This is a genomic window from Haliscomenobacter sp., assembly GCF_040403615.1.
GTDB lineage: Bacteria > Bacteroidota > Bacteroidia > Chitinophagales > Saprospiraceae > Haliscomenobacter.
The window spans coordinates 1-20,305 of record NZ_JBBAKG010000055.1 but is presented as its reverse complement, the minus strand read 5'-3'; the positions used below and the strand labels follow the sequence as shown (position 1 = coordinate 20,305).

Below are 20,305 nucleotides of genomic sequence, written 5' to 3'. Positions count from 1 at the left end.
AATTGCCAGAGCGCAGTTGATTTTTTTGCAAAATTCGTTTTTAAACCATAAAATTCACAACAATGTTGCAGGCTATTCAAAAAGCAAGCATGATTCTGATTCTGGCAACGGCTGTTTTCGCCTGTCAGAATGATAAAAAAGTACGGGATGAAGCCCAAACTGATGTTGCCGGAAGTGTGCAGCCTACTGAAGCTACCGCAGTTCCTGCGCCACAGAGTACCCAAGCTCCAGCTGGACCAATCACAAAATTGGAGTTTATCGGCGGAGACCGGTACAACTTTGGCAAAATCAAATCTGGTGACAAGTCACGCCACGTATTCAAATTCAGAAATACCGGCAAAGAGCCATTGATCATCGCCGATGCCAAAGCTTCCTGCGGATGTACTACGCCGAGCTGGCCAAAAGAACCCGTTGCTCCAGGTAAAACGGGTGAATTGGTGGTTATTTTTGACTCCAGTGGTAAGTTCGGTGGTCAAAGCAAGCGCGTAACCATCACCGCCAATACCAATCCACCAGAATCTTTTTGTTACATGGAAGGAGAAGTAGAAGAAGCAAAGAAATAGTCAACAGTCAATTTGCTCATCTACGAATGGGATAATGTGCTGATTTGACAATCTTTGCATTATCCCATTTTTTCATCAACCCATCCGCAAATCGCCACCTCCATGTACTCCTATTTCTCGCTCATCAAATTCAGCCATACCATCTTTGCAATGCCATTTGCTTTGTTGGGTTTCACATTGGGAACCTTGCACAGTTCAAATGGCTTCGAATGGAAAATTCTGGCATTGGTCGTTTTGTGCATGATTTTTGCGAGGAGTGCAGCAATGGCCTTCAACAGGTACCTGGATCGAGACATTGATGAAATGAATCCACGCACCAAAGTGCGTGAAATTCCGGCTGGAGTGATTAAGCCCGGAGCAGCACTGGCTTTTGTGGTGATCATGTCGGTGTTGTTTGTGGCAACAGCTTGGTTCATCAATCCACTGTGTTTCTATTTGTCTCCAATTGCTTTGGTCGTGGTGCTGGGGTACAGTTATACCAAGCGGTTTACGTACTTGTGTCATTTTGTATTGGGGCTGGGGTTGGCCTTGGCGCCGATTGGATCTTACTTGGCCACCGGGGGGGGCTTCGATCTGATCCCTTTGTGTTATTCTTTTGCAGTGTTGTTTTGGGTGTCAGGATTTGACATCATTTATGCCTTGCAGGACGAAGAATTTGACCGCTCCAATCAACTCAATTCAATTCCTGTAGTTTTAGGCAGAAAGGGTGCCTTGCGCTTATCGGAAGTATTGCATTTTTTTAGTGCGACCATGATCGTGTTGGCCTGCTGGCAACAAGGCTTGCAGTATGAAAATTTCAATTGGATTCATTGGGTAGCCGCAGCGGTATTTTTGAGTATGCTGATTTACCAACATACCCTTGTAAAACCAGATGATTTGAGTCGGGTAAACCTTGCCTTTTTTACCACCAATGGCATCGCCAGTCTGATTTTTGGCACTTTGGTCATTCTGGATGTGCTTTTTTAGCAATTCACATGTAGTATAATTTGTATATTATTTCATTTTTCCCCTATTTTATACTATTTATTTCAACTTTTTTCGTTTTAAGTAGCAGTATTTTGCTTTTTGTAATATTTTTACCTGTTAAGTTCTAAAAAACTTACATTTACTTATTCCACAGAAAATCCCTATTGTATGAAATCATATAATTTCAAAGCATGTTTGTTGCTTTTTTTTGTAATGGGTTTGGCCAATCTACAAGCCCAAAACAACTTTCGCGGCTTAATGCGAAAGGCCGATCAACTATTTGAAACCAGTGCTTTTGCGCCGGCAGTAGATGTATACCGACAGGCGCTGGAAAAAGACGCTACAGATCCAGACGCGTTAGGACGTTTGGCTGAATGTTACCGCATGCTCAATCGTTTGGATGAGGCCGAGGCTACTTACCTCAAGCTCATTCGCGGTCGAAAATATGAAGACCGACAACTCTTGTTGTACGGCCACTGCTTAAGAGGTCTAGGCCGTTATGACGAGGCCAAGGTTTGGTACTTGAACTATGCCAAAACCAATCCAACGCTGGGCAATCAATTTGCACAAAGTTGCGATTTTGCCAAAACCAACGTGAATGTACCCACTACCTTCAACGTAAGCAACGAGCGCATCAACAGTACCAGTTCGGATTTTGGGCCGACCTTCATGAATGATCAGTTGATCTTTTCCTCTTTGCGCACAGAAGGTCAAACCTATAGCGCCAACCGTAGCTCTTTGTATACTTCGGTGATGAGTACGGATGGATCAGTGCAATCCGCAGTTGTAGTGCGCCCGGGCATCAGTGAATTCAGCATCGGGCCGGCAACTTTTTCTTCGGATGGGCGCAATGCGGCAACCACCAAAAACAATTTTACAGCGGGTGTGCGACAAATCCCTGGATCAGGAATGGACCTGAGCATTATTCTTGCCGAGGTCAACTTTAATGGATCTTGGTACAATGAGCGCAGTTATCAGTACAATGATACCAAAGGCAAAACCGGATTTCCTTGCTTAACTCCTGATGGCAACGCGCTTTTCTTTGCCAGCGACCGCGAAGGTGGTTTTGGCGGATGGGACTTGTACATTTCCTATAAAGAAGCGAATACCTGGACTAAACCGATCAACCTGGGCCCAGCCGTCAATACGCCTGGAGATGAAATTACCCCTTATTTTGACGGAACGAACTTGTATTTTTCTTCTGATTTCCACCTAGGTTTTGGTGGATTTGACGTTTTTATGGCAGAGCAGGGCGAAGGCCGCTGGCTCAAATCGACCAACCTTGGGCAACCGGTCAACTCTTTTGGTGACGATTACGGCATGATCATGGATGGCTACCGCAATTTTGGTTACCTGGTCTCCAACCGCAGCGGAGGCAAAGGTCTGGAAGACATCTATCGGGTAGTAAAGGGTGGCATTCCCATTGCTGGAAACAACAACAATGGCGGTTTCCCCGCAAACAACACCGGCAGAACCCGCATCCGCGTCTTCAGTGGCTCAGATGGAATCGCATTGCCAAATGCTTCGGTAGACCTCACCAATTGCTTGCGCGGTTCCTCAAACTACATCTTGCAAACCGATGCGCAGGGATACATAGAATTGCCCGTGGGAGCAGGAACGGAGTGTGAAGTGACGGTGCGCGCCGATGGCTACATGCTATTGCGAGGGCCTTTATCGGCATATTTTTCCCCTAGTCGCGACATCGAAATTCCGTTGACCAAAGCAGGCGAAGAATATTACGGAAGAGTAGCGAACAGTGCCAGTCGCGAATACATTCCCAGTGTGCAAATTGCTGCACGCAATACTTACACCGGCAATATTACCCGTACCAGCACCGATTATTCAGGAAATTATGTCCTGAGTCTGGCTCGCAATACGCCCTATGTGATCACGTTTACGGCACAAAATTTCAATGACGAAACCCGAAATGTGAATGTATTGAACGGCGCCGATCGTACCCTCTTGGGCATAGTGAACATGATGCCATTTAACAGCAATACCAACTACAACCCGAATACCAAACCTGTGAACAATCCAGGCAATAACAATACTGGCGGACAGGTGTTAGAAAGACCGGGTTTTGCCATTCAGGTTTCCTCTGTTGTGGGTCAACCGGATTTGACTAAATTCAATAACCTGAAAAGTTTTGGTAGCATTTACGCCAAAAGCGAAGCAGGCAAAAACAAGATCAAAGTTGGCAATTTTCCTACCCGGGATGAAGCCCAGCGTCAATTGGATGCAGTGAAGCAACTTTATCCCGGTGCATTTATTGTAACCGATGATGGGTATTCATTTGGAAATAACCAATCGAATCCTAATGTGAACCCCAATCCACAACCCTGGAATCCTTCCCCACCAATAGTGAATCCACCGGTGAATTCCTCCGGGCGTTTTATGATCCAGTTGGGCGCCTACCGCGATCCTCGTTCTTTCAACGGCAGTAAACTGGTTGGTTTGGGAACAGTGTTGGATCGGCCACGGGTAGATCTGACCATAAAATTATTGTGTTGCTACAATTCTGCAGCGGATGCTTTCGGTGCGCTCCCTCAGGTTCAACAGGCTGGTTTCAGCGGAGCTTTTGTTGTAGAGGATCAGAATGGACAATTGGTAAGAGCAAAATAAACTTGAAATCCCAAGTACACTTGGGTATTGCCACGGAGAGAAATCCTATTCTCTCCGTGGTTTTTTTTTAAGCTTGCTTAAACGATTACATCCTCCACATTCGTGTAATCCAGATTGAAGGCATCGGCAACGCCTTGGTAGACAACTTTTCCGCTGACTACATTCAAGCCCTTGCGCAAAGGCAAATTATCCTGACAAGCTTGCTTCCAACCCTTATTGGCCAATTGCAAGGCATATGGTAGCGTGGCGTTTGTCAATGCCAGCGTAGAAGTGGCAGGCACCGCTCCCGGCATGTTGGCTACACAATAATGCACTACATGATCGATGATGTAGGTTGGGTTATCGTGGGTGGTTGGATGGGTTGTTTCAAAACAGCCCCCTTGGTCAACCGCCACATCGACCAATACCGTACCTGGGCGCATGGTTTGGAGCATATCCGCCGTGATCAGTTTGGGGGCTTTGGTACCAGGGATCAATACTGCGCCAATGACGAGGTCATGATCCCGAATCATCTTCCGAATGGTGTATTCATTCGAAAAAATCGTATTTACATTGGGAGGCATCACTTCTGACAGGTAACGCAAACGGGGTAAGTTGATATCGAGAATGGATACTTCTGCACCCAAACCTGCAGCCATTTTGGCCGCTTGGGTACCCACAATACCGCCTCCAAGCACCAACACTTTTCCAGGAGCAACTCCGGGAACACCGCCAAGCAATACACCACGCCCTTTGACCGGCTTTTCCAGGTATTTTGCGCCTTCCTGAATGGCCATACGGCCAGCTACTTCCGACATGGGGATGAGCAGTGGCAAAGAACCATCGCTCAATTCTACCGTTTCATACGCCAGGCAAATCGCCTTGCTTTTGATCATGGCTTCCGTAAGAGGCTCATAAGATGCAAAGTGAAAATAGGTAAACAACAACTGATCGGGCTTGATCAGCGGCCATTCCTGCTCGATGGGCTCTTTTACTTTGATGATCATCTCCGCAACGGCGTAGACTTCCTCAATGGTTGACATGATTTTTGCGCCCGCAGCTTCGTATTCATCGTCGTCAAAACCACTGCCTTCTCCAGCCGTGGATTGTACATATACGGTGTGTTTTCTTTTGCTGAACTCCAATGCACCCGCTGGTGTGAGGGCTACACGGTTTTCATTGGTTTTGATTTCTTTTGGTACTCCAATGATCATTTGGAATATGTTTTATTTGGTATGGAAAGGAAAAACAGCTTGCCCCTTGCAAGCAGTCTAATGACGCAGCAAAAATAGCAGAACTCAAACGAACAACAATACTATTTCTTCTTAAAAGACCAGGTAAAGCTCATTTTAGCCACTACCGCGCCGTTGTCTTCCTGTATTCCGGTAGAACTTACCGTAATGACCTGTGGTAGGCCAGTATCGATGGCTTTCTGTACTACCACCTGAATTGCTTCGCCCTCTTCACACGTAAAGGTAACCCAAGAGGTGGCCTTCTTGACAAACTGCACCTCCATGCCCACGATCAACATCGAGCAAGGGGACTTTTCAGTCAACGCGATTAAACCCAATAAGCCGGTTGAAAATTCAGCAGCACCACATTGTGCCGCAAAATATGTCGACTTGAAAGGATTCTGAGTGCGCCAACCATAAGGAATCCGAACCTGCCCCTGCTCTGGGGTAATCGATTTGATTTGCACGCGCCAAAATAACAAGCTTGGGAGTTTTTGCAGAAAAAAAAGCTTCAGCAAGAATGGGTTGCGCAATTTATCCAGGTATTGTTGACGGGTTGCAGCCATTGGAATTGAATTTTAGCGAATTTTCGCTAAAAATAGAAAATGTTTTTGGAAAAAACCGCGCTTAAAGTTTGTTGTGCAATAAATTTTCAAGAAGTTTGCGCAAAACAAATACAACTGAATTTTGCTCCTCGCTTGCTATAAAATTTATCGGAGATGGCTTTATCGCTATAAAATGGCATTATCGGTACAAATAGGCTACTTCGTGTTTAATTTCCTGCTTAAACAAGTAATGATGTACGGTATCTCTTTGTTTATTTCTCTTTTTTCGGCAGTGGTTATCATTGGCAATTCGAACTCAAATACTGATCTGGAATTGGGCAGATATGAATATGCAGGCATTGATAACAAAACCTTTGATTTTTTTCGAGTGGAAAATGGGGGCACTTTTCGGGAAGTGACCGCAGGTAAAACGGGAATTGGCGAAATTCAATTTATGCCATTTTGCGACAAGGATCAATTTGGTACGACTTTCTTTGACTGTGGGCAATTCCCGGATCTGGAAAAGCCTTACATCGAATTCAGAGAAAATGAGGTAGAACTGGCGCTGTTTTATGGCCCCGCCGAGGCAATTCAGGTGGTGAGTGGCTCCTACAAAATTGAAGGCGATACCCTGGCCATTGGCCAGGCTCCGGTTGGTTTGAAGTTGGCTTGTCCCAAAGGAAACAAGCACGAAATTGGCCTGCCTTACCGGATTTATCAAACCTCCAAATCAATGGTTTCTTCGGTTGATTTATTTGCCCAATCGATGAGTGAATTAGATCATTTGCGGCAAATTAAAATCCAGCGCAAACTCAGCGTAGGTGACACCATCGCGCTTTGTTTATTGAAGGAGCAGTTTGTGAAAAAATAGATCAATTGGCATTGGAGCAAAGTGTTTGTGAATAGAAGTTCCAAATGATTTACAACTTTTTCTCTTCTCTCTTTCACCTTTACACTTTAGATGTGTAGATTTGATCGCTTTTTGAGCAGAACCCAAACATCCTCCAAAAACACATATCGATTTGTTATGAATCTTCACGAATATCAAGGCAAAGAAATCCTGACGCGCTATGGAGTAGCGGTACAGAATGGCATTTTGGCAACCTCTGTAGCAGAGGCAGAAGCTGCTTATACTACCCTCCAGGGGCAAACTGGCAATAGTGTAGTGGTGATCAAAGCCCAGATTCATGCGGGAGGACGCGGCAAAGGTGGTGGCGTCAAATTGGCAAAAAATCTGGACGATGTTAGAACCCATGCAGGCAACATCATCGGCATGATGCTCAAAACGCCCCAAACTCCGGGTGGCATGGAAGGCGCTGGTAAACTGGTGCGCAAAGTGTTGATCGCGGAAGATTCATATGCTCCAGACTTTGACGCCTGCAAGGAATACTACGTTTCTATCCTGATGGATCGGGAAAAGAAAAGCAACGTGATCATCTACTCTACTGAAGGTGGAATGGACATCGAAGCGGTGGCAGAACACACACCAGAAAAAGTACAGAAAGAGTGGATAGATCCTGCTGCTGGTTTTCAAGGTTTTCAGGCGCGCAAAATTGCTTTCAATCTGGGTTTGAGTGGCAAAGCTTTTAAAGAGTTTACCACTTTTATTACCAAGTTGTACACTGCATTCGTTGAGTCCGACGCTTCCTTGTTTGAAATCAACCCTTGCTTGCGTACCGGGGATGACCGCATTTTGGCTGTGGACGCCAAAGTGACCATCGACGACAACGCCCTTTACCGCCACGCTGACCTGGACGCAATGCGCGATAAGGACGAAGAAGATCCTACCGATGTAGAGGCACAAGAATTTGAACTCAACTACGTGAAACTGGACGGTAACGTAGGCTGCATGGTAAATGGTGCTGGCTTGGCTATGGCCACCATGGACATCATCAAACTTTCAGGTGGCGAACCTGCCAACTTCCTTGACGTAGGTGGTACTGCCGATGCTGCGCGGGTAGAAAATGCCTTCAAAATCATCCTGAAAGACCCTGCTGTAAAAGCGATCCTGATCAACATCTTCGGAGGAATTGTACGCTGTGACCGCGTAGCCCAAGGGGTGATTGATGCATACAAAAACATGGGCAACATCAATGTGCCCATCATTGTTCGTTTGCAAGGTACCAATGCTGATGTGGCCAAGCAAATGATTGATGAGTCTGGCCTCAAGGTTTACTCCGCCATCCAATTGGGTGAAGCTGCTGGCCTGGTGACCAAAGTACTGACGGAGGCATAGTCCTCTGTTTTCAATAAAATCCTAAATACCCCGAGTGAAGTTTGTCTTCGCTTGGGGTATTTTTTATATTAGAACTTTCTTTTGAGAAACAGGCATCAACAAATTATGAGTAACCCATTGATCATCAACTTTACGCCCACAGGAATGGTGCCTACCAAGGCCATGACTCCATTTATCCCCATCAGCGTAACCGAAATTGTTGAACAAGTCCATGAAGCTTACGAAATAGGCATTACGTTGGTACACCTGCATGCCCGGGATGAAGCAGATGGTGCCCCAACCTGGAAATCAGAAATATATGGATCGATATTTGAAGGCATTCGCAAGCATTGCCGAGATTTGGTGCTTTGTGCATCCTTGAGTGGTCGAAATTACAATGTATTTGAAAAACGTTCGGAGGTATTGGCACTCCGACCAGATATGGGTAGTCTAACGCTGAGTTCATTGAATTTTACAACCCAAGCCAGTACCAATTCGCCAGAGATGATTCAGCAACTGGCATTGAAAATGCTGGAAGAAGGAGTACATCCAGAGTTGGAAGTCTTTGATTTGGGCATGCTGCACTACGGGCATTATCTGATTCGCAAAGGCATTCTGAAGCCACCTTATTATGTCAACATCATCCTGGGAAACATTGCGGGCATGCAAACCAATTTGGCCGAAATCGGCATTTTGTTGGCGCAATTGCCTTCCGATGCTGTTTGGGCCTTGGGTGGAATTGGACAACAACAATTGTCAGCCAACGCCATCGCGATTGCCAGCGGAGGTGGAGTACGCATTGGCCTGGAAGACAACCTCTACTATGACAACGAGCGCAAAGAAAAAGCAACCAATCTCAACCTGCTCAAAAGAATCCACGAATTGGCTGCGGTCTTTGAACGCCCGATGATGACACCTGCTGAGTTTGGCGAAATGGGTTTTTACAATCAATTTAGAAAAGCTGGTCAATAGGTTCGGATACAATACTCAATATAATGCAGGAATCTCCCTCTCCCTCATTGCGGTTTTACATTCTCGGCCAAGGCAATTATGCCGTTTCCATGTTGCTGGACAATTTGTACGCCTGTTTCCCGGGTCAATCCATTTCCGTCGAGATCATCGCCAATATTCTAGCCGAAGAAAATGATTCTCTGGCCTTTCCCTATGATACCCCGGGTATCCAATGTGTTGAAAAAGACCACAGCGAGTGGAAGCCTGAGCCCAATATCCCTTGTTTGGTAGGTTCGGTGGGCAAAAGCCGCAGCGCAATTTTTGAATTTTTTGAATCGCAATATGGAATTACCGCGGATCGGTATTGCCCATCCATCCACCCCACTTCCTATTGCGCTCCCACCCTCCAACATGGACAGGGCCTGTACATTGGTCCACTTTCGGTAGTGGGTCCACAAACCTATTTCGGTAATTTTGTAGCCATCAACCGCAAAGTAAGCATCGGCCACCACACCATTTTGGAAGATTTTGTAGGCATAAATCCCGGTGCAGACATTGCCGGAATCTGCCACCTGGGCAAAGGCGTGATCATCGGTGCTGGCGCAACGGTGCTGGATAAGGTAAAAATAGGAGAGGGGAGCATGATCGGTGCGGGTTCGGTTGTTACCAAAGACATTCCAGCTGGAGTGGTAGCCTATGGGATACCCGCCAAAGTCATTCGATCCATCTAAAATTTAAAATCTCCCTCGATTAGTCCAGGTATCGCTTGGTCAGGCCATCATAGGCATCGATCCGCCGATCGCGGAAAAATGGCCACATGCGGCGTACTTGTTCTGTGCGCAACTTGTCTACTTCCAGTACGTAATTTATTGCTTCATCAACAGGGGCATTGTACAAAATTTCCCCTTGCGCTCCGGCAATAAAACTTTGTCCCCAAAAGCGGATTCCTCCAGTCACTCCCGAAAAATCTTTTTCCCAACCCGTACGGTTGACCGCAATGACGGGCAATCCGTTGGCTACAGCGTGGCCACGTTGGATGGTTTGCCAGGCTCCGAATTGACGGCTTTGCTCCTCTGCGGTGTCGCTATCTGCCCAGCCAATAGCGGTGGGGTAAATGAGCACTTCTGCTCCGCGCATGGCCATCAAACGAGCGGCCTCGGGATACCACTGATCCCAGCATACCAATACACCGAGTTTGCCAACTGAAGTAGCAATGGGGGTAAAGCCCAGGTCTCCCGGAGTGAAATAGAATTTCTCGTAATAGGCAGGATCGTCAGGGATGTGCATTTTGCGGTAGCGACCTGCTTCCGTGCCATCTTTTTCAAAAACCACGGCGGTGTTGTGGTAAATGCCAGGTGCTCTTTTTTCAAAAAGGGAACTCACCAATACCACCTGGTTTTCTTTGGCCGCCTGGCTAAAGGTGTGGTAGGCCGGGCCAGGAATGGGTTCAGCGAGGTCGAACATGCTGGCGTCTTCGGCTTGGCAAAAGTAGATGCCGCAATGGAGCTCTTGCAAGACTACTAGCTCTGCCCCTTGTTCGGCGCAGGCTTTGATGCCAGCGAGGCTTTTGGCGATGTTGTCGCTGACTTGGGGGGAGCAGGTTTGTTGTACGATGCCTATTTTCATGTTTTTGCTTATCCCCCACGAATAAATTCGTGGGTTGGGTTATGGTTTGTGCCTCCCACGAATAAATTCATGGGTTGGGTAAGGGTTGTTTAGATCACCCCTTCCGGAAATTGCATGGTGATGCAATGCAAAGATCCGTGTTGTTCGATTAATGCCCTACAATTGAGGGGAATAATTTGGTGCTGGGGGAAAGCTTTTTTTAGTTGGGCCAGGGCAAGTTCATCCTGAGGGACTTGGTAGATTGGCACCAGCACTGCATTATTGATGATCAAAAAATTGGCGTAGGTAGCGGGCAAACGATGGCCATCAGCGGCATAACAAGCTTCGGTCATGGGCAGCGGAATCAGGTGGTAAGGTTGGCCTACGGTAGTTTTGAAGCTTTGGAGTTCTTGTTCCATCGCTAGCAATGCTGCATAATGTTCGTCGGTTTGATCAAGGCATTGCACGTAGGCAATAGTGTCCGGGCTGCAAAAACGCGCCAGGGTATCGATGTGTGAGTCGGTATCGTCTCCGGCTAGGTAGCCGTGGTGCAACCAGAGTACCCGCTCCAACCCAAACAATTCTTTTAACTTCGCTTCGGTTTCGGCTTGATTCAGGTGTGGGTTGCGATTGGGCGAAAGCAGACATTCGATGGTAGTCAGCAAAGTACCTGCACCGTCGCTTTCCAGTGCGCCTCCTTCCAGTGCCAAACCACCATGGCGTAGGGGCGCTTTGAATACACCTTGCTGCTGCAATTTTCCTGTGATTAAATTATCCAGATAGGCAGGGAACTTTAAGCCCCAACCATTGAATACGAAATCCAGAATTACGGGCTGGTCTCCTTCAAAAATGGTGATGCCACTGTGGTCGCGCGCCCAGGTATCGTTGCTGGGGCATTCAATCAGGATGAGGTTTGTTTGTACTGCCTGATGAAGCAAAGGCCTGATTTCTTCCTGGTTTTTGCATACCACCAATACTTTTTCGTGTTGGCTGATGGTAACAATGGCTTCAATGAAGCAGGGCAAAACCTCCTCCAGCATATCTGCCCAATCGGTTTCTTCGTGGGGAAAAGTGAATTGAATCGCGCTTTGGGGTTCCCATTCTGCGGGTAAACGATGCCTCATAAGGTGATGGATGTTTCGAATTTGGACATAAATCTACAACCAGCCCCATACATTTGGGCATTCTGGCTTTGGGTTTGTGTGCAAAAAGTCAAAAATGAATTGATCTACTTTTTTCACCAAAGAAAATTTGGCTTTCAAATGTTGAAAAAAAATTTTCTCAACCAGTACCTATTCTTAATTTTGGCGTTCTGTGCATCCTAGTGCTCTGGTGTGTACCAATTTATTTTTTTAATGTATGAAACTAGCAAAAACAATCGAGTGCAGAAGTCGCCTGTATATGGATGACTTTCTGAACAGCTATCGTGTGTTGTATCCTGATGCCAGCCCAGCGCGGATTGAACGCCTGATGGATATCCTTTCCACCGTTGATCAAGAACGTTTGCCGGCATTAAAGGCCCTCGACGCAGAACGAGAGGGGAAAGCGGATTGGTTTCAGCAACCCAATCAGGTTGGGATGATGTTGTATGTTGATCTTTTTGCTGGCAATCTTAAAGGAATTCTCGAACATATTGGTTATTTTAAAGAACTGGGCATTACCTACCTGCATTTGATGCCTTTGCTCAAGCCCCGCTCAGGCCCCAATGATGGCGGATATGCGGTAGCCGATTACAGGGAAGTCAATGAACGCCTGGGGACGATGGAGCAATTGCGGGAACTTGCCACCCACCTGCACCAAGAGGGCGTACTACTCGTGATCGATTATGTGATGAATCACACTGCCCGCGAGCACCAATGGGCACAGGCTGCATTAAAAGGCGACCCGCATTTCCAAGATTTTTACCTGCTGTTCGATGACCGTACCTTGCCCGATGCCTATGAACGCAGTTTGCCCGAGGTGTTTCCTGATTTTGCACCTGGAAACTTCACCTGGCAACCCGAAATCCAGAAATGGGCCTGGACAACCTTTTACGATTTTCAGTGGGACTTGAACTACCGCAACCCCGATGTTTTTGAAGCCATGCTGGAGGAAATGCTTTTCCTGGCCAACGTTGGGGTGGATGTGTTGCGCCTGGACGCCGTGCCTTTTTTATGGAAAAACATGGACACCAATTGTCAAAACCAACAAGAAGCCATTCTCATTCTGGCAGCTTACCGTGCGTTGGTACGCATGGTGGCGCCTGGGGTTTTGTTCAAATCCGAAGCAATCGTTGCTCCTGAAGACATCATCCGTTACCTGGGGAGTGGCGGTTTGGAAGGCAAAGTTTGTGAAATAGGCTACAATGCCACTTTGATGAACCACCTTTGGCAAGCCCTGGCCGCCGAGAATACCCATTTGTTGCGCACTACGCTTTCGCTTTTGCCTGCCATTCCCAAAGAAGCGACCTGGATCAATTACATCCGTTGCCACGATGATATTGGCTGGGGAATTTCGGACGAAAATGCCGCCGCAGTTGGACAGAGTGGACGGGGAACACGCAACTATTGCACCGATTTTTACGCAGGGGTATTGCCTCAAAGTTATGCGGAAGGTTATGTGTTTCAGCGCGACCGCCAAACCGGAGAAGCGCGCACTTCTGGTACGGCAGCGGCTTTGACGGGTTTGCAAAAAGCCCTGGTGGAAGCCGATGCATCCAAAATAGATCTGGCCATCAAGCGATTGGAGGCAATGAATGGCGTGATTTTTTTCATGCGCGGGATACCATTGATTTTCTCAGGAGATGAAGTGGGGCAGCTCAACGATTACTCCTATTTGCTGGATCCGCTCAAGGCCAGCGACAACCGCTGGGTGCACCGGCCACCGATGAGTTGGGCCAAAGCCGCCCGCATTCACGAGCAAGGAACACCCGAAGAGCGGATCTTCTCGATGCACCGCCGCTACATCCAAACCCGCAGCCAGTCGGCAGCCTTGCATAGCCGTTCGATAGACCGCATCATCATCCCCGACAACGATGCCCTGTTTTTATGCGAGCGCAATTACGAAGGGCAAAAACTATTGTTGGTGACCAACCTGAGCCGCAATGCCCAACAAATGAGCATCAATATTTTGCCACCAGAATGGCAAAAGGGCATTTATTTTGAAACCCTGCGCCAGCACGGCCTCCAGTTTATCAACAACCATTTGTCCATCGAACCTTACGGGGTATATTGGCTAAAACCGGCATTGAGCCTGGAGCCTTCGACAACAACAACGGTTGAATTAAAGGTCTACGTCCCCGCCGAATTTGGCGAACAGTTGTACATCGTTGGCAGCCTGCCCATTCTGGGCAATTGGGATTGGGAAAAAGGCTTGGCTGCCGATCCCAGCGAATACCCGAATTGGAAGCTGCGGTTTGAAACGCAAAAAGGCTTGGCTTTTGCCTGGAAATGGGTGCGGGTACGCAATGGCAAAATCGTAGCGTGGTCGGAGCAAGATGTGGAGACGCTGCCGCTTTGAGTGGAGGTGATTTACCCCTGCTCGAAAAAGCAAATATTGCCCCCGACCCAGTCAAAGTCTTTGTTGAACCGCACGCCAATCATCTCTCCTCTGCTCATGCGTGTAAGGTTGGTGAGGAGTTTGGGGCGGGCTTCGTCAGGGTGCCAAACGTACATCAAGCGGATTTCCACTTTCACCCCTCCCGTTGGGGATTCCACCACGGGCTCGTAATTGACCTTGCGCTGCAAGAGGTAATTTTCTTTGTCGGGTATGCCATCCAGGTCTTCCTGGCTGATGTGGAGTTTCACCCCTGAGCCCGCGAAAGAAAACAACGGCTTGAGTACGTAATTTTCCAGATCCTGCGGATATTCAGTGAGTTCGTGCAAAAAGTAACTTTTGGGCACGTAAGGACTATTCAAAAGCGGCAAAGTGAATTTGCTGGCGCGAAAAAACCAGTTGGGGTGCGCAATCCATTCTACCTCCACATCATCAGTCAATTTGAATTCGGTAACCAAATCGGGATAATGCAGTAAATCATCCACAATTACTCGGTTGTAAATGCGGTGAATGTCGATGCGGCGTCCGACTTTTTCGTAGTACAATTGTCGTCCATCCTTGCGCACTTTGGTCAAGCAGACCGTTTCTATGTCCAGGATATCTTTGGTTACCGCAAAATCGATTCTGGTTTTTTGGATTTCCGGATAGATTTCCAGCAAGATGGTGTTTTCCGCTGCTCCATTTCCGATAAACACCCGTTTTAATTCAGCGATATAACCCTCCCGATCCAGGCCGTGAAAATACTGATTGAACCCCGTCGGGATATAAAAAAAGCGCTTGTACATTTCCCCAATGTACGCCTGGAAGCCATAAAGAGTGGCAAAGCCCTGCATTTCAATGAGTTGAGGAGTGAATTCTCCTTGTTCATCTTTGCAAACCGCAAAATCAAGGGTCAACAAAGCACAATGGCTTGGTTCATTGGGTACATACTGATCGGATGGAATAGCCCGCTCGGTTTTCGCTTTGAAATCGGGTTGCACCATCACGTCTACAATGTCTTCACCTGCCTGAACCAACTTGTCTCGCAATGCTTTTGGAACGAATACGGGCGTTTCCGCAATGCGGAATTCCAGGGTATTTGGAAAATCCTCTTTCACTTGCGCTACAAAGACCTCGTAAGTTTCGGTAGAAAAAGCAGCATTGTAACGTTGGCGTATTTCTGGAAGCATTGGAAATTGTTTTGGGAAATTTAATTACTGGAAGCAGAAACGAGGTTCATGGCGTTTTTGCATTTCTCAGCGGCATGGTGCAAAAAAGTTGGGATCATGACCGCTTCGGTCAGCATAATTTTATCAGGATCATCCAATCGGTCAATCATTTCAAAGTATTTGGCCTCGCCGTGGGTTTCGATGACCCATTTGCGCTTGTCGTCCATGAGGTAATAGCGCAACATCCCCCGTGAATCGGCTTCAGGATGAAACTGGGTACCAAACACTTCGGGCGAAAAACGAATGGCCATTACCGCCCGCTCCAGGGGGATATGTAATCGTTCTTTTTCGAGGCAAAGCGCTTGAGCCCCCAATTCGCGCATGCGCACTTCATCGACCTGGGTGACCTGAAAATCGCGGGAATCAACCGCGTAAAACGGTTCAGGCAAGCCATGAAACAACTGCTCTGCGTACCCATCTCCAATGCGATGAATGGGCATCACGCCAAAAGAAGTCGATTGGCGCTTGCTCACTTCGGCCAAACCAAGGTGGCGACAAACCATCTGGAACGAATGGCAAATGAGGAACAAGTATTTTTTGTGCGTGTGTTGGTGGTTGTGTGCAAACAAGGCATCGATAAAGTCGAAATAATCCTTTTCCCATTGCGTGCCTGCCGCTAATGGGCTGCCAGGCCCGCCGCTAGAAATGAAGATGTCGAATGCATCGAGGTCTGGAATTTCGTTGTTTGCCCGCACATTGAAGACCTCAAAGCTGCCCCCATTGCCTTCTTGATCTAAAAATCGGGAGACAATTTGCTTAATACAACGCATGCCTTCATTGGCCCAGTTGTCGTACATGTCCAATATCGCGATCTTTATCGTTTCGTTCGTTTTCATCACAGTTGGTTGATTAAAAAGCGTCAAAGTTAGGTTTTGCAGATCGATTTACCAAAGACCGTATGCAGTTTCGCCAATCACATAATCCACCACGCTCTTTAAATCATTGGTTTCCTGGAAAACTTTTAGCTGACGATCCGCGCCAGTACCGTGTTCCATCATCTTGAAAATGTACTCTACTTCTTCCCGACTGCCCAATTGATCCACTACATCATCAACAAAATCGACCAACTCATGGATCAATACTTTAGTAGGAACTTCTTCCTGTTTTCCGAAATCAATCAACTTGCCATCGATGCCATAACGGGCTGCGCGCCATTTGTTTTCGTTGATGAGCGGCTTGCCGTAGGTACGGAAACTCAGGTTGCTGTTCATTAATTTGTAGAGCTTCACCACAATGGCTTGCATCACGGCGGCCAGGGCGATGGTTTCGTCTACCCGCATTTGTACGTCGCAAATCCGAAATTCTACGGTTTCAAAGAAGGGATGCAAGCGCATGTCCCACCAGATTTTTTTTCCGTTGTCGATGCACCCGGTTTTAATCAAAAGGTCCAAATATTGTTCGTATTCGCTGGCGCTGTTGAAGAATTCGGGCAAGCCAGTGCGTGGAAACTTGTCAAAAACCTTGGTTCTAAAAGATTTATAGCCAGTGTTGCGTCCCTCCCAAAAAGGAGAATTGGTGGAGAGGGCAAAAATATGCGGCAAAAAATAGCGGGCTACGTTGATGATTTGCACACCTACTTCCCGACTGGGGATGCCCACGTGTACATGCAATCCAAAAATGAGGTTGGAGCGTGCAGCTTCCTGCAATTCTTCAACGATCTGATCGTAGCGTGGATTGGGGGTAATGGGTTGATCGGCCCAATGCGAGAATGGATGGGTACCCGAAGAAGCAATCTTTAGGTCTACTTTATCGGCCAATTCGATGACGTAGCGCCGCAAGTTGATCACGTCTTCACGTGCCTCCTGGATGTTTTTGCAAATGACGGTGCCTACTTCTACCACTGCCTGGTGCATTTCGGCCTTTACTTGTTCCTGGAGTTTCACTTGTCCTTCGTCTACTATACGTGACATGTGAGACCGCAATTCCCGGGTTTTCGGGTCAATGGTCTGAAATTCTTCTTCTATGCCTAGAGTGAAACCAGAAAGATCCATGATTCATTGATTTTGTGGGTTTTAGGTTTTGGGATTTTTAGCTAACCACAATCGTAGCAAAATTGTGGTTAGCTAAAAAAACCAAAACCCAAAACATAAAACGTTAAGATTTCGTCTTCTTTGCAGCAGGTTTTTTCGCTGCGGGTACACCTGCCCGTGCAGCCATCTCAGCTGGTGACCCTGCACCTACAAAAGTACCCCAGGTAAGGTTGATCTGGCCGGGTTGGGCTGCTTTGGCCCGATCGATGGCCATAGTAGCTGCGGCTTCAACCACCCAATCAAAGTTTTCCTGACCTACGGAGTTGATGTCGGCATCAGGAGCAGGATTGCAAAAGTCGATGGCGTAAGGAATCCCATCGCGCACCGCAAATTCAACGGTATTGAAGTCGTAGCCCAGGGCCAGGTTGAGGCGCATCACGTAATCGTGTACGGTTGCCAACAGTTTTTTTGCCGCTGGGCCTTGTGCTTTTACCTGAGAATCGTAGCGCAAATGGTGCGGATTGCGTGGCTCGTAAGGCATGATGCGCACATGCTTTTGGCCAATGCAATAACAACGGAAGTAATCGTCAAATACGATTTCCTCCTGAAGCATCATGACCAATTGCTCTGTCTCTGCGTGTTTTTTCCAAAGATCCTCCACATCGGTTACCTGATACACACTTTTCCAACCACCACCTGCGTGGGGCTTCATGTAAGCCGGGAATTTGATGTAGTCAAAAATGTAGTCCCAGTCCAGGGGCATTTTCATGTTGCGAAAAGACTCTGCACTGGTGTCTGTGGGCAACTCAAAGGAAGGGAGTAGCGCCGTTTTGGGAACGGGTACGCCGACCTGAATGGCCAGAACGTTGTTGAAAAACTTTTCATCTGCGCTCCACCAAAACGGGTTGTTCACCACCGCGGTGCCACTCATTGCGGCATTTTTCAAAGCGGCCCGATAAAAAGGCACATCCTGAGAAATGCGGTCAATAATCACCGAATACCCACTGGCTTCACCCTGAATGACTTTATCGATAGAAACTGGCTCAGCAATGATGTCCTTGCCTTCTTTTTCATTGACACGATCGATAAATGCCCAGGGGAAAGTGTTCTCTTTACCGAATAAAATTCCGATTTTTTTCATATGTAAAACGTTTTCTTGTTAGCAGGAAGTTGGTTATTGCTCAGATTTTTGACAAATATTCCGGAAACATTTGCCGCCAAATGGGCCAATCGTGATTGGCAAAAGGGCGTATGTCGAGCCAATGTTTGATCCCTTTGCGGTGGAGAATTTGCGACATCCACTCGTTTTCACCTTTGCAAAAATCGTGTTCCGAAGTGCCCAGTACAATTTTCATGTCATGAAAATGGCTGTTTTGTGCATCCGGGATGTAATCGGGTGGGTTGTTGAAAAACACATTGTCGTCGTAATAGCCGCCCAAACGTGGCTTGATGTTGAATGCGCCACCCATGCTGAACATATAGGCGACTTTTTCGGGATGCTTAAAGGCAAAATTGAGGGCGTGATAGCCACCAAAACTGCAACCAGCCACCCCGATTTTGTTCACATTGCATTCTTTTTGAATAGAGGGTACGAGTTCTTCATTCAACATGCGGTCGTAGCAAGTATGATTGTATACCCGGGTGGCCGGGTGTAGGTGTTTGCCGTACCAACTGTCCCGGTCAATGCTGTCGATGCAGTAGATTTTGATCTTGCCCGACTCAATGAGTCCACGTGCGGCCTCAATGAGTTTAAAGTCCTTGTTTTCGTAATACCGACCCATGGAAGTGGGAAACAGCAAAATGGGATACCCCCAATTTCCGAATTTCAGCATCTCGATTTCTCTTCCCAGGCGATTAGACCAGAATTTGTGGTAGGATTCTTGCAAGGTATTTCTTTTAAAGGGCTTCTAAAATCGCAAAATATCTACATTTGCTTGCGACTAAAATAAGATTATTATCCGTATGCACAAAAAAGAACTCGTTTTAAACTCAATAAACTTGGATCGGGTGGTCAAACTCACGGTTATGCATCCTGCATTGTCTACTTTCAGCTTTCGCCGGTATCCGGTTTTGTACCTCAATGACGGGCAGGATATCCCGAGTTTGTTGTTGGAAGAAACCCTGAAAAAACTAATCGCTGCCCGCGAAATAGAGCCTTTTATCCTGGTGGGTATTCACGCCAATGAACGCCGTATTCAGGAGTACGGCACGGCCAAAAAAGCAGATTACGCTGGGCGCGGAAATCTCGCCAAACAGTTTACCCAGTTCGTATTGACCGAACTCAAACCTTACATCGAAACGCATTTTCGGGCCAAGTCCGATCCTCAGCATAACTTTTTCGCAGGCTTTTCATTGGGTGGGTTGTCTGCTTTGGACATCGTATGGCACCATCCAGCCGTTTTTTCCAAAGTTGGGGTTTTCTCTGGGTCACTCTGGTGGCGCTCCAAAGCCCTTGATCAAGGCTACAACGAAGCCACCGACCGCATCATGCACGCCCTGATTCGGGAAAATGCTCATATGCCGGCGGTTAAATTTTGGTTGCAAACGGGTACGCAAGACGAGGTCTCTGACCGCAACAACAACGGCATCATCGATTCCATCGACGATACGCTTGGCCTGATTGAAGAATTGGAAAAGAAAGGCTATCAAAGAGAGAAAGACTTCGTATACCGAGAAGTAGAAGGTGGAAGGCACGATCAAACGACCTGGGGCAAGGTGATGCCGGAGTTTTTGAAATGGGTGTTTTAAAGGGTACTCAACATTTCACGGAAAATCTGAAAATGGTGAGTGTCCATCAGAGGATGCCCGCTTGCGCAAGTGCATTGCTGGAATAAGTCTCTGACTTGTTCCCATTATCCCCGCGTCTTGAAGACCATGGCCGTCAGGCTAAGGCTTCAATAACACCAAAAATAAGG

At 47.2% G+C, this 20,305-nt stretch carries 18 protein-coding genes; 9 read left to right on the top strand and 9 right to left on the bottom strand.

Going from position 1 to position 20,305, the window contains the following annotated elements; all coding sequences use genetic code 11:
• Positions 1 to 62: 62 nt before the first annotated feature.
• The 3 genes from ABW391_RS17425 to ABW391_RS17415 all read left to right on the top strand — a co-directional run bounded on the left by ABW391_RS17425 (position 63) and on the right by ABW391_RS17415 (position 4,151).
• The gene (locus ABW391_RS17425; protein ID WP_353483180.1) at positions 63 to 563 is read left to right on the top strand and encodes a DUF1573 domain-containing protein; all 501 of its coding nucleotides are present in this window, start codon (positions 63 to 65) and stop codon (positions 561 to 563) included.
• 102 nt (positions 564 to 665) lie between these two features.
• Positions 666 to 1,529, top strand: coding sequence for a UbiA-like polyprenyltransferase (locus ABW391_RS17420; protein WP_353483179.1), 864 nt, complete (start codon positions 666 to 668; stop codon positions 1,527 to 1,529).
• 168 nt (positions 1,530 to 1,697) lie between these two features.
• Positions 1,698 to 4,151, top strand: coding sequence for a carboxypeptidase regulatory-like domain-containing protein (locus ABW391_RS17415; RefSeq protein ID WP_353483178.1), 2,454 nt, complete (start codon positions 1,698 to 1,700; stop codon positions 4,149 to 4,151).
• A 77-nt stretch (positions 4,152 to 4,228) separates the two neighbouring features.
• Here the strand turns inward: ABW391_RS17415 and ald are convergent, their stop codons facing one another.
• Together ald and ABW391_RS17405 are read right to left on the bottom strand one after the other, a co-directional pair.
• Positions 4,229 to 5,344 carry an alanine dehydrogenase gene (gene ald / locus ABW391_RS17410; RefSeq protein WP_353483177.1) on the bottom strand — a complete coding sequence of 372 codons (1,116 nt, stop codon included), beginning with the start codon at positions 5,342 to 5,344 and terminating at the stop codon, positions 4,229 to 4,231.
• Between the two features lie 101 nt (positions 5,345 to 5,445).
• Positions 5,446 to 5,928: a DUF4442 domain-containing protein gene (locus tag ABW391_RS17405; RefSeq protein WP_353483176.1), complete on the bottom strand. Its 483-nt coding sequence runs from the start codon at positions 5,926 to 5,928 to the stop codon at positions 5,446 to 5,448.
• 229 nt (positions 5,929 to 6,157) lie between these two features.
• Between ABW391_RS17405 and ABW391_RS17400 the strand changes: the two genes are divergently transcribed.
• The 4 genes from ABW391_RS17400 to ABW391_RS17385 all read left to right on the top strand — a co-directional run bounded on the left by ABW391_RS17400 (position 6,158) and on the right by ABW391_RS17385 (position 9,804).
• On the top strand, positions 6,158 to 6,778 hold the full coding sequence (locus ABW391_RS17400; protein WP_353483175.1) for a hypothetical protein: 621 nt from the start codon (positions 6,158 to 6,160) through the stop codon (positions 6,776 to 6,778).
• Between the two features lie 156 nt (positions 6,779 to 6,934).
• Positions 6,935 to 8,143, top strand: a complete 1,209-nt coding sequence (gene sucC, locus ABW391_RS17395; protein WP_353483174.1) for an ADP-forming succinate--CoA ligase subunit beta — start codon at positions 6,935 to 6,937, stop codon at positions 8,141 to 8,143.
• Between the two features lie 105 nt (positions 8,144 to 8,248).
• The gene (locus ABW391_RS17390; RefSeq protein ID WP_353483173.1) at positions 8,249 to 9,094 is read left to right on the top strand and encodes a beta-keto acid cleavage family enzyme; all 846 of its coding nucleotides are present in this window, start codon (positions 8,249 to 8,251) and stop codon (positions 9,092 to 9,094) included.
• Between the two features lie 23 nt (positions 9,095 to 9,117).
• Positions 9,118 to 9,804 carry an LbetaH domain-containing protein gene (locus ABW391_RS17385; protein WP_353483172.1) on the top strand — a complete coding sequence of 229 codons (687 nt, stop codon included), beginning with the start codon at positions 9,118 to 9,120 and terminating at the stop codon, positions 9,802 to 9,804.
• Positions 9,805 to 9,823: 19 nt separating this feature from the next.
• Here ABW391_RS17385 and ABW391_RS17380 read toward each other — a convergent pair whose 3' ends face one another.
• Together ABW391_RS17380 and ABW391_RS17375 are read right to left on the bottom strand one after the other, a co-directional pair.
• On the bottom strand, positions 9,824 to 10,699 hold the full coding sequence (locus ABW391_RS17380; RefSeq protein WP_353483171.1) for a carbon-nitrogen hydrolase: 876 nt from the start codon (positions 10,697 to 10,699) through the stop codon (positions 9,824 to 9,826).
• An 89-nt stretch (positions 10,700 to 10,788) separates the two neighbouring features.
• The gene (locus tag ABW391_RS17375; protein ID WP_353483170.1) at positions 10,789 to 11,802 is read right to left on the bottom strand and encodes an agmatine deiminase family protein; all 1,014 of its coding nucleotides are present in this window, start codon (positions 11,800 to 11,802) and stop codon (positions 10,789 to 10,791) included.
• Positions 11,803 to 12,037: 235 nt separating this feature from the next.
• Between ABW391_RS17375 and ABW391_RS17370 the strand changes: the two genes are divergently transcribed.
• Positions 12,038 to 14,176, top strand: a complete 2,139-nt coding sequence (locus ABW391_RS17370) for an alpha-amylase family glycosyl hydrolase (RefSeq protein WP_353483169.1) — start codon at positions 12,038 to 12,040, stop codon at positions 14,174 to 14,176.
• 11 nt (positions 14,177 to 14,187) lie between these two features.
• Here ABW391_RS17370 and ABW391_RS17365 read toward each other — a convergent pair whose 3' ends face one another.
• The 5 genes from ABW391_RS17365 to ABW391_RS17345 all read right to left on the bottom strand — a co-directional run bounded on the left by ABW391_RS17365 (position 14,188) and on the right by ABW391_RS17345 (position 19,276).
• The gene (locus tag ABW391_RS17365; protein ID WP_353483168.1) at positions 14,188 to 15,381 is read right to left on the bottom strand and encodes a hypothetical protein; all 1,194 of its coding nucleotides are present in this window, start codon (positions 15,379 to 15,381) and stop codon (positions 14,188 to 14,190) included.
• A gap of 20 nt (positions 15,382 to 15,401) precedes the next feature.
• Entirely contained in the window at positions 15,402 to 16,256 is an 855-nt protein-coding gene (locus ABW391_RS17360; RefSeq protein WP_353483167.1) for a type 1 glutamine amidotransferase, read from the bottom strand.
• A 48-nt stretch (positions 16,257 to 16,304) separates the two neighbouring features.
• The gene (locus ABW391_RS17355) at positions 16,305 to 17,411 is read right to left on the bottom strand and encodes a carboxylate-amine ligase (protein WP_353483166.1); all 1,107 of its coding nucleotides are present in this window, start codon (positions 17,409 to 17,411) and stop codon (positions 16,305 to 16,307) included.
• A gap of 103 nt (positions 17,412 to 17,514) precedes the next feature.
• Complete coding sequence (locus ABW391_RS17350; protein ID WP_353483165.1) at positions 17,515 to 18,531, bottom strand: ATP-grasp domain-containing protein; 1,017 nt, start codon at positions 18,529 to 18,531, stop codon at positions 17,515 to 17,517.
• A 40-nt stretch (positions 18,532 to 18,571) separates the two neighbouring features.
• The gene (locus ABW391_RS17345) at positions 18,572 to 19,276 is read right to left on the bottom strand and encodes an esterase family protein (RefSeq protein ID WP_353483164.1); all 705 of its coding nucleotides are present in this window, start codon (positions 19,274 to 19,276) and stop codon (positions 18,572 to 18,574) included.
• A gap of 76 nt (positions 19,277 to 19,352) precedes the next feature.
• Between ABW391_RS17345 and ABW391_RS17340 the strand changes: the two genes are divergently transcribed.
• A complete protein-coding gene (locus ABW391_RS17340; RefSeq protein ID WP_353483163.1) occupies positions 19,353 to 20,138 on the top strand; it encodes an alpha/beta hydrolase in 786 nt (261 codons plus the stop codon).
• Positions 20,139 to 20,305 lie beyond the last annotated feature (167 nt).

Excerpts from the sequence above, each read along its gene's own strand:
- ABW391_RS17425 (WP_353483180.1), top strand. The coding sequence starts at position 63 with ATGTTGCAGGCTATTCAAAAAGCAAGCATGATTCTGATTCTGGCAACG.
- ABW391_RS17380 (WP_353483171.1), bottom strand. The coding sequence starts at position 10,699 with ATGAAAATAGGCATCGTACAACAAACCTGCTCCCCCCAAGTCAGCGAC.
- ABW391_RS17420 (WP_353483179.1), top strand. The coding sequence starts at position 666 with ATGTACTCCTATTTCTCGCTCATCAAATTCAGCCATACCATCTTTGCA.
- ABW391_RS17350 (WP_353483165.1), bottom strand. The coding sequence starts at position 18,531 with ATGAAAAAAATCGGAATTTTATTCGGTAAAGAGAACACTTTCCCCTGG.
- ABW391_RS17385 (WP_353483172.1), top strand. The coding sequence starts at position 9,118 with ATGCAGGAATCTCCCTCTCCCTCATTGCGGTTTTACATTCTCGGCCAA.
- ABW391_RS17365 (WP_353483168.1), bottom strand. The coding sequence starts at position 15,381 with ATGCTTCCAGAAATACGCCAACGTTACAATGCTGCTTTTTCTACCGAA.
- ABW391_RS17360 (WP_353483167.1), bottom strand. The coding sequence starts at position 16,256 with ATGAAAACGAACGAAACGATAAAGATCGCGATATTGGACATGTACGAC.
- sucC (WP_353483174.1), top strand. The coding sequence starts at position 6,935 with ATGAATCTTCACGAATATCAAGGCAAAGAAATCCTGACGCGCTATGGA.
- ABW391_RS17375 (WP_353483170.1), bottom strand. The coding sequence starts at position 11,802 with ATGAGGCATCGTTTACCCGCAGAATGGGAACCCCAAAGCGCGATTCAA.
- ABW391_RS17355 (WP_353483166.1), bottom strand. The coding sequence starts at position 17,411 with ATGGATCTTTCTGGTTTCACTCTAGGCATAGAAGAAGAATTTCAGACC.
- ABW391_RS17405 (WP_353483176.1), bottom strand. The coding sequence starts at position 5,928 with ATGGCTGCAACCCGTCAACAATACCTGGATAAATTGCGCAACCCATTC.
- ABW391_RS17370 (WP_353483169.1), top strand. The coding sequence starts at position 12,038 with ATGAAACTAGCAAAAACAATCGAGTGCAGAAGTCGCCTGTATATGGAT.
- ald (WP_353483177.1), bottom strand. The coding sequence starts at position 5,344 with ATGATCATTGGAGTACCAAAAGAAATCAAAACCAATGAAAACCGTGTA.
- ABW391_RS17400 (WP_353483175.1), top strand. The coding sequence starts at position 6,158 with ATGATGTACGGTATCTCTTTGTTTATTTCTCTTTTTTCGGCAGTGGTT.
- ABW391_RS17415 (WP_353483178.1), top strand. The coding sequence starts at position 1,698 with ATGAAATCATATAATTTCAAAGCATGTTTGTTGCTTTTTTTTGTAATG.
- ABW391_RS17390 (WP_353483173.1), top strand. The coding sequence starts at position 8,249 with ATGAGTAACCCATTGATCATCAACTTTACGCCCACAGGAATGGTGCCT.
- ABW391_RS17340 (WP_353483163.1), top strand. The coding sequence starts at position 19,353 with ATGCACAAAAAAGAACTCGTTTTAAACTCAATAAACTTGGATCGGGTG.